The organism is Cesiribacter andamanensis AMV16, from assembly GCF_000348925.1.
In the GTDB taxonomy this organism is placed as follows: Bacteria; Bacteroidota; Bacteroidia; order Cytophagales; family Cyclobacteriaceae; genus Cesiribacter; species Cesiribacter andamanensis.
Window position 1 is genome coordinate 1 of sequence record NZ_AODQ01000167.1, and the last position, 8,279, is coordinate 8,279.

Here is an 8,279-nt window from a genome sequence, read left to right on the forward strand (position 1 = left end):
CCCCCTGCTGCGGCAAAAAGTGGAAGAGAATGCCTTGCAGTGGAATAACCTGCTCACCGCAGCAGATAGCCGGGCCCTCAAGCGGCTGGTCTCCTATCAGAATTCAGCGGGTGAGCTTTTCCGCACCCCCTTGGGCGACATCATTACGCACATGGTGAACCACGGCACCCACCACCGGGGCCAGATGGCCAGCCTGATGCAGCAGGAAAAAATTACAGCCCCCAGTGAGCGATTATATTGCATTTGTGCGGGAGGCCCGGACTAGGGCTGTATAACTCCTGCAGCAGGCCAGTGACACAGCTGCCGGCCATAGGGCCTCATGCCTCCCTGCACCCTTCTGTGGCGCCACTCGTCCGGCCAGATCTCCGATGGTCAAAGACCCCTCCCTCTTCTTGAGAATTTTGCCTATTTTATTTGCCATGAAAAAGCTTTGGGCATTTGGGATTAGCGGCACCCGCTGGTTTTTAGGCATGACCTTTTTTACGGCCGGCATGAGCAAGCTGATGCCCTTTATAGGCTGGATAGGACCCACCTGGCTTATTGAGCGGCTGGAAGAATACCAGCTGGGCATGTATGCCCGCTTTATTGCCATCTCACAGGTACTAATAGGCCTGCTGCTGCTTACCCGCCGCTTTGCCACACTGGGGGCTGTTATGCTGGTGCCCATGCTGCTCAACATTTTCATGATTACCGTTTCGCAAAACTGGGCAGGCACCCCCTACATCATAGCCGTGCTGCTGCTCATGAACGCTGCGCTGCTGGCAGATGAGTACCCCCGCCTGCGTCTGCTGCTGGGCGATGATCCGCGGCAGCTGCCCACAGGTATTCCGCTGCGCCGCCAGCCCGGCCTGGATGGGGCATGGGGGGCCAGCTTTGCAGTGTTTATGCTGGGGGTGGTACTGGTGCCCTACATCAGCTGGTACCAGTGGCTGCTGGGGGCAGGGGGCCTGGGCTTTGTGGGGCTCAGCCTCTATTCCCTGCGGATGCGGTGGCGGCAGCGCAGCCAGCTTGCCCCAGGGAAAGCCACTGACCTGAGTCCAAGCGCTTAACCGCTCCTTCTGCTCATTTGCGAAAGCGGCCGGTTTTGCGTAGGTTTCTCCCCATATCCCTTTTCTCCATGACCACCCCCCTTCGCCTGCTGGTGCTGTTGCTGGTTTTTGCAGCCTGCACCCCCTCCGATTCAAACGATGCCCGCACCTCTGCTGCCCCCGACCGCAGCGCCGTAGACCAGGTGCTGAACGATTGGCACCAAGCTGCCGCAGAGGCCGATTTTGAGCGCTACTTTGGGCATTTCAATAGCGATAGCTCCATCTTTATGGGTACTGATGCCAGCGAACGCTGGACGGTAGCCGAGTTTAAGCCCTGGGCAAAGCCTTATTTTGACAGGGGCAGGGCCTGGACCTTTACCCCCCACAACCGCTGGGTGTACTTTTCTGCAGAGGGCACAATGGCCTGGTTTGATGAGGAACTGGACACCCCCAACCTGGGTCCCTCCCGGGGCAGCGGGGTGCTGATCCGCACCGCCGGGGGATGGAAACTGGAGCACTACAACCTGACCATTCCCATTCCCAATGCGCTGGTAGACCGTGTGGTGGTACAGATTGACTCTACTCTGAAAGCAAAGCCTCAACGATAAAAGCAAAGAAACCAGCGCCAAAACGCTGGTTTCTTTATGTCTGGGCTGGCTGATGGCGCTTAGCCCATCAGTTCGGTTTCCAGCTTTATCTCACAGTTAAGCAGGCGGGATATGGGACAGTTGGCCTTGGCATCATGGGCAATGCGCTGAAAGTCTTCATTATCGATGCCGGGCACCGTGGCATACAGCCGCAGCGTGCTGGTTTTGATGTAGGCTCCGGTGGCATCCTTGTCCATGGCTATCTCGCAGTCGGTCTGCAGCTGCTCAATGGTATAGCCTGCGGCTTCCAGCTTGCCGCTGAGGGCCATGGTAAAACAGCCGGCATGGGCTGCGGCTATAAGCTCTTCGGGATTGGTACCGCTTGCGCCACTCTCATCTTCAAAACGCATGCGGAAATTATAGGGCTGGTCGGTAAAAACCCCACTTTGGGTGTTGAGGTGGCCTCTTCCCTGCTTGAGGCCTCCCTGCCATTTGGCAGTGGCGGTACGTTTCATAAGCGTGCTGATAATTTTTTAGATAAAGATTGAAAGGGGGCAAAATGTTATGCTCATTTTGGCCGCTGGCTGCCCTTCTATACCCCTTGGCAGGGGCTGTAGGCAAGGCACAGCGACAAAAAAGGCTACCCCTTTACAAGGTAGCCTGCGGCAGCTGTATAGTAGCCTGCAAGAGGATATTTATTTTGCCTGGGCAATGCTGGCAGCCGGGCGTGTAATGCGCAGCTCCCGATCAAAGCGCTGGCGCCACTCGGCCTGCTTTTCCCGGTTAAGGCCATGCACACATTCGGTATCGTAGCGCTGCTGATCTTCCTGCTGCACCTGGTTGTAGCGATAGAGGAGCTTTTTGGCCACCTCTTTGTCTTTTACTTTCAGGCGCATGGAATTGAGCTTGTGCTCCAGGCGCCGGGCATAGGCTTCGGCAATATCAAAATGGAGCTGCTCATGAGCCAGTACGTACTCGTCCATGCGGTGGGGGTGGGCCCAGGAACGCTTGCTGTCAAAGACTGCTTTCACCCTATAGGTAACATGGCCGGAAAAGGCCACATCGGCTATGCTCATCTCCAAACCGGCATAGGTGGCGGCCGCATAGGCTTCATCGCCGCTTTGGGGGGCGCCGGTAAAGTCCGACCAGCGCAGGGGAAGTTGGGCAGACCATACCAGCATGCCCTGTGCCTGTGCGCTGCCGGCGCCTGCCATCAGGATAAGCATCAAAAGGACCGCTATGCTTGTTTTAAGGTGCTGCATATAGAAAATACGTAAAAGGAGGCCTAAAATTGCACTACGTTGGTAACGTATTCTTAAAACAGAATGGTTCTGGCAGCATGAGCCGTTTTGATAAAAAGCGGTAAAATTCAATTTTTTTAGTATCTTGAAAGCCTTGACCGTAGCAGACCCCCTACTTTCATTATGATCGCTATGCAGGCCGGCAGCGTCTATAAAGATACTGCCATAGACTATCTGGTTGCCTTAAAGACCGAGGTACTGAACTTTCTGAACGGAGAACCCCGCCTATCGTACCCGGAATTTTACAAGATGTATGGAGAGGCAAAGGCCTATTTTACCACCCGGGAAACCGATGAGCTGGGCATAATGCCCATCATTGCCCGCATGCCGGCCCTAAGCAAGCCAAGCGCGTATTACATAAATGTGCGCAAACTGGCAGAGGGCTGCTCCCGCGGAGCCTTCCGGTCGTATCTGTACACTTCGCTCCTGTTCATCTCCGCCCCCCTGAGTCTTCCCTATCTGCTGCTGCAGACGTATCAGGACAGAAAAATCAGGCTGCAGCTGTACAAGCTGTACAACAGCCTGGAAAAGCTCCTCTGGAAACTGGTAACCCAGTAAGCCCATACCTATAACGCCCCATAAAAAAAGCGAGCCCCCTTCAGCAGGAGGCTCGCTTGTTCGTTTATAGTGTACCGGCCGGCATTAGTTACCGCCACCGCCAAACACATCCTTCAGGATGCCTTTGCCGCGCTTGTTGATGCTGTCCTGTATGGCCTTTTCCGTTTTTCGGCTTCTTCTTTGGCCTTGGCCTCGGCTTCAGCCTTGCGCTTATCCAGTTCGGCCTGGGCCTGGGCTTCGGCTTCCTTGCGCTTGGCATCCAGCTCTTCCTTGGCATTGTCAATCTGGGCATCTACCTGCTGCTTCACCACATCTTTGGCGGCATCGGTTACGCTGGGCTGGCCTGCAGAGCCGCCGGCTACCCCCAGAATTTGCACCTGCGGGCTGGTGGCCGTACCGCCAATGCCCAGGTTAAGGGGTATTTTATCTCCCACCACCGAGCCTACACCATATTGCGCCAGCAGATTGTTGGCAGCCTGTCCTACAGCCCCGGAGGGCACCTCCAGCTTCATCTGGTAGTTCAGGCTCTTATCAAAGCCCTGGCGGCCGCTAAGGGTAATGGGGATATTGCCTACGTTAAAGTCAAAGGGCTCTACATTTACACCACCCCCGGCTACCTTTACCTTCATGAGCACATCCTTGAGCTTGAGCACTTCGGCGCCCAGATTATCGGTAAGCTTGGTGGCCAGCGCTACTTTTTGCAGCACAGCCGAGTTCTCAAGGGTTGCCTGCATTACCTTCACAAAACCACTTCCGCTCAGGCTGGCCATATCGGGCATCATGCTCTGGGTAAGGGTACCACTGAGGTTAAAGTCGGTAGTAAACAGGCCATCCATGCGCTCGGCAATGGGGGCTAGTTGCTGAATGGTCACAAAGTTCTGAAAGGCTTTCTGTATGCTCAGCTGATCGATGCGAATGGCAAAGTCGAACTTGGGCTTGCTGATTTCCCGCGGGTCATACAGACCGCTCAGGCCAAACTTGCCGCCCAGGGTCTGAAAGCTGAGGCCATCCATGCGCAACTGGCCGTTTTGGGCCACCAGCTGCCCCACCATGTTGGAGAGGGTAAGGTTATCATACAGCACCTCGCCAATGGTGGCCTGAAACTTCATGTCAATATTCTGCGGAATCTCTATGGGCTCCAGACCAGAGTCGGCTGCGGTGGTATCTACGGTGCCATCGTCGGTCATCCACTGGTTCAGGTTGGCGCGCTTGCTTACCAGTTTCAGGTCGCCGTAGAGGGTCTGGTTTTCCTTAAGGGCATAGCCCAGGTAGTTACGCACGGTACCCGTCAACTGCAGGTCGGTATCGCCAATTTGACCCGCAAAGCTTTCCAGCACCATGGCCTGGGGGTTAAAGCGCATGTTGGCAGCACTGAGCAGAAAATCATAGGGCAGGTCTTTGCTGCTGTACTTAAAGTCCTGCACGGCCATGGTACCGCTGGTGGGCAGCTCATCATAGCGGCCGGCATCCAGGGCGCTCATGCGTCCCCTGGTCTGGATATCGGCTATAATGCGGCCGGCCAGCTCCATGTCTTCAAATTCAATGATCTTGCCAATGGTGGTAAGGTCCAGGGTGCCCTGCAGGGCGGCATCCCAGCGGTAGTCGTTGAGGTCCTGCAGCTGCAGGCGGCCCTGCAGGCGGTCTTTGTCTACCAGCATGGAGAAGGTAGGAATATTGACCACGGTGGCCTCCAGGCTGCCGTTTTCATTTAGCACCGTACCGTTGAAGTTAAACTCCTGCACCGGTATGGGGTAGCTGGCGGTTTTAAAGTAGCCATCTTTCAGGGCCATGGTGGCATTGGTACGCGGAAAGCGGTTTTGCAGGCTGTCGTATACCCCATCGGCTTTCAGGTTGAGGCTAAAGAGGCCGCGCATCACCATGGTATCCAGCTTCAGGATCTTATCCAGCTCGGCCAGGTTCAGCCGGGCATCTATATCGGCTTTTACCTGCATGGGCTGCAGGCCGCGGGTTTCGAGGGTTCCTTTTACCGGGTTGTTGCCCATGTTCATGCTAAACTGGTTTACCAGCAGGTGCAGGTCTTTCATGTCGCCTGCCTTATCCTCTACCACCATATCCACATTCACCCCTTTTACCTCTTCGGGCAGATCGGGGTAGCGGAAGCGGCCGTCATTTACCTGCAGGGCCACGCGGTAGCCCGGCATGCTGGTTTCGCTGTATACCCCCTTCAGGTAGCCCTGAAAGGCCACCTCGCCGCTGGCTTCCAGGTTCTCAAAATGTTCGTTATACATGCCTGGCACCAGCGACAGCAGGCTCTTGAAGGTATTTTTGGGCGCTTCAAATTGCATATCGAATTCGATGGGGTCGTTTGGCATGGCCAGCCAGCCATCGAAGCGAACGGCAAAATCGTTTAGCTCCAGCAGGTTGTCCTTAAAGGTAAAGCGCATCTCGGGCAGGTTCATGCTGATGGTGGCATCGGCCTCCAGGTGCTTGTTGGTCACATAGGGAATGCCATCGTACACCATGCTGGCGCGCCGGGCTTCGGTATGGGTTTCCATATCAAAGATATCCTGGGTAAAATCGCCGCTGCCGCTATGGGTAACTCCTTCCAGCAGCATGCGCAGGGGCAGGCTGCGGTCTTCGTACACAATGCGTCCCTGGTTGATCTGCCAGTACTGAATGCCCACATTGAACTCGGCTGCGGGAGTTTCCTGCCCGGGCAGGGTTTCTTCTTCAATGGCAATGTCGTAGTTGGCGGTGCCATCTTCCAGCACCAGTATCTGAATAAACGGCTTTTCTACCTCTATGGCCCGTATCTGCATCTGATCCCCAAAGAGTACGCTCTTTAGGTTCAGCACTATTTTGAATTCATCGGCAGCAATAAGGGTATCGCCGGCAAAGCGGTCTTTGCCCACAATGCTAAAGTCTTCCAGGCCTGCGGTTACATGCGGAAAATTACGCAGAACGCTCAGGCTGATCTTATCCGGATTGTAGTGTACGTCAGCATTAATGCTTTTTGCCAGCTGCTCATCTACCTTCTCAAAAATCTTGTCTTTGAACAGCAGGGGTACCAGGATCAGGAGCAGAAGAAGCGCTCCAACTACACCCGCTACTATAAATAATACTTTTTTCATGTCGTTTGTCGCTCTAAATTTTCCGTCTACAGGTATATACAGTAAGAACCATGCCAAGCTAGTAGAAATTGCATTATTCCGAAAATGTTTTATTGATCCATTCCTTACCTGAGCCCCTCATAGGTAAAGATTCAGGGCTGGCTGCCTGGGGCCTGCCGGGAGCCAGCCGCAAAAGTCTTCCCATTTAATGGTAGTTTGCCGGTACGATGCGTACATTTACTCCACTGAGTGGAAGAAATATTTTTAGTTAATGATCTGTTTTACAGCTATTTATCCTGAAAATCAAAAACTTCCGGCTTTTTGCTTTATTGGAATAGTTTTCTTTTTACCTTTATAAATACTATCTCCTGTACGTTTGTTAGTCCCAGAAACATGAAAAAAATTGCTCTGATTACCCTGCTTGTTGGATTATGCTTAGCGATGCTGCCGGCCCAGGCGCAGCGTTATATGAAGAAAGACATTATTTTAAATGCAGGTACTTCTTTTTTCCTGATCAACCTGGATCCTTCCAACGGATATGCGGAACATTCCAGCATTCCGCCGCTGACACTAAATGTTGAATTTGGCCTTAGCAATGAATTTGCGCTTGGTCCTTACATCGGATATTTTGGCCGATCGTACAAAAATCCCGGATTCACAGATCGTTTTGGGGTATATTCCTTTGGCGCACGGGGCACCTACCATGCCGTAAACCTGCTGAACGATCTTTTTTATACAGGCTTGGATGAGGAGCGCATTGATATCTATGCCACCTTTATTCTTGGCTATGAACTCTACCGCTGGAGCTTTGAAGATCCCAACAGAGACGATGGGATCAAGGCTTCCGATGGTGGTCTTGTGTTTGGTCCGCTGCTGGGCATCCGTTTTTACCCCGGTAAAAACAAAAGATTGGCATTTTTGCCGAGGGGGGGCGCGGTGCCTTTGGTTATGCTACTGCCGGCCTTACGGCTCGCCTTAAGTCGAGGTACCGCCGGTAAGCCCTGTATCTGCTGCTGATAGGGCATGTACCCATGCCAGGCTTGTGCAACATTTTTTTAAAGAGGAGACGCAGCTATTGATATACTCAAATGCCTGGGTTTTCCGCTTATTCTTACCGCTTATATAAAAGTTCCAGCACACAATAGTATTGGACTAAGGCTTTTCTTGCTTTGTCTGGTGCTATTACTACTTTTGCGGACTAGTATTTTTTCCCTATAACCATTGTTCAACACCATGAAAAAACTTACAACCCTTACGCTTTTTTGCGCCATTCTGATGATGGCCTATGGAGCCAACGCCCAGTACAACCGGGGTGACCTTACGTTTAATGCCGGTTTCTCTTTTGGCCTGATTGGCTATGGCTGGGGCTATGGCTCCCATAGCGGTGGCTTTGTACCCCTTACGGCTAATCTGGAGTACAGCCTGGATGATCGCTTTGCCATTGGCCCCTATGTGGGCTACTTCAGCCGGTCTTATAAGAGCGCCAGCTATACCGATCGCTTCTCGGTGGTTTCTTTTGGTGCAAGAGGTACCTTCCATGCCACCCCACAGATCAATGAGTGGTTCGATTCCAGCATCGATGAGTCCAAGATCGATATCTACGGCACCCTGCTGCTGGGCTATGAGATCTATTCCTGGAATTATGACGATGCCTGGGGCAATGATTACATCTACAATCATAGCTCTGGTCGCTTTATTCTGGGTCCGGTACTGGGCATCCGCTACAACTTCAAC

At 53.2% G+C, this 8,279-nt stretch carries 9 protein-coding genes; 6 read left to right on the forward strand and 3 right to left on the reverse strand.

Features of this window, described 5'->3' with window-relative positions:
* From ADICEAN_RS19210 to ADICEAN_RS19220, 3 genes are all read left to right on the forward strand, one after another.
* On the forward strand, window positions 1–265 hold a 265-nt coding region (locus ADICEAN_RS19210; RefSeq protein ID WP_316928543.1), incomplete at its 5' end, for a DinB family protein.
* A 154-nt stretch (window positions 266–419) separates the two neighbouring features.
* On the forward strand, window positions 420–1,049 hold the full coding sequence (locus ADICEAN_RS21610) for a hypothetical protein (RefSeq protein WP_009197327.1): 630 nt from the start codon (window positions 420–422) through the stop codon (window positions 1,047–1,049).
* A gap of 68 nt (window positions 1,050–1,117) precedes the next feature.
* On the forward strand, window positions 1,118–1,636 hold the full coding sequence (locus tag ADICEAN_RS19220; protein ID WP_009197328.1) for a nuclear transport factor 2 family protein: 519 nt from the start codon (window positions 1,118–1,120) through the stop codon (window positions 1,634–1,636).
* Window positions 1,637–1,695: 59 nt separating this feature from the next.
* Here the strand turns inward: ADICEAN_RS19220 and ADICEAN_RS19225 are convergent, their stop codons facing one another.
* Window positions 1,696–2,130: an OsmC family protein gene (locus ADICEAN_RS19225; protein ID WP_009197329.1), complete on the reverse strand. Its 435-nt coding sequence runs from the start codon at window positions 2,128–2,130 to the stop codon at window positions 1,696–1,698.
* Window positions 2,131–2,310: 180 nt separating this feature from the next.
* Window positions 2,311–2,877 (reverse strand): DUF922 domain-containing protein, encoded by a 567-nt coding sequence (locus ADICEAN_RS19230; RefSeq protein WP_009197330.1) that lies wholly within the window; start codon window positions 2,875–2,877, stop codon window positions 2,311–2,313.
* A gap of 162 nt (window positions 2,878–3,039) precedes the next feature.
* Between ADICEAN_RS19230 and ADICEAN_RS19235 the strand changes: the two genes are divergently transcribed.
* Window positions 3,040–3,474, forward strand: a complete 435-nt coding sequence (locus tag ADICEAN_RS19235) for a hypothetical protein (protein WP_152426527.1) — start codon at window positions 3,040–3,042, stop codon at window positions 3,472–3,474.
* 113 nt (window positions 3,475–3,587) lie between these two features.
* On the opposite strand, the gene ADICEAN_RS19240 is transcribed toward ADICEAN_RS19235, so the two are convergent.
* A complete protein-coding gene (locus tag ADICEAN_RS19240) occupies window positions 3,588–6,566 on the reverse strand; it encodes an AsmA-like C-terminal region-containing protein (RefSeq protein ID WP_009197332.1) in 2,979 nt (992 codons plus the stop codon).
* Between the two features lie 372 nt (window positions 6,567–6,938).
* Here ADICEAN_RS19240 and ADICEAN_RS19245 point away from each other — a divergent pair, with 372 nt between their 5' ends.
* Together ADICEAN_RS19245 and ADICEAN_RS19250 are read left to right on the forward strand one after the other, a co-directional pair.
* The gene (locus ADICEAN_RS19245; RefSeq protein ID WP_009197333.1) at window positions 6,939–7,562 is read left to right on the forward strand and encodes a hypothetical protein; all 624 of its coding nucleotides are present in this window, start codon (window positions 6,939–6,941) and stop codon (window positions 7,560–7,562) included.
* A 216-nt stretch (window positions 7,563–7,778) separates the two neighbouring features.
* Window positions 7,779–8,279 (forward strand): hypothetical protein (locus tag ADICEAN_RS19250; protein WP_040398341.1); only part of this gene is annotated, 501 nt, incomplete at its 3' end.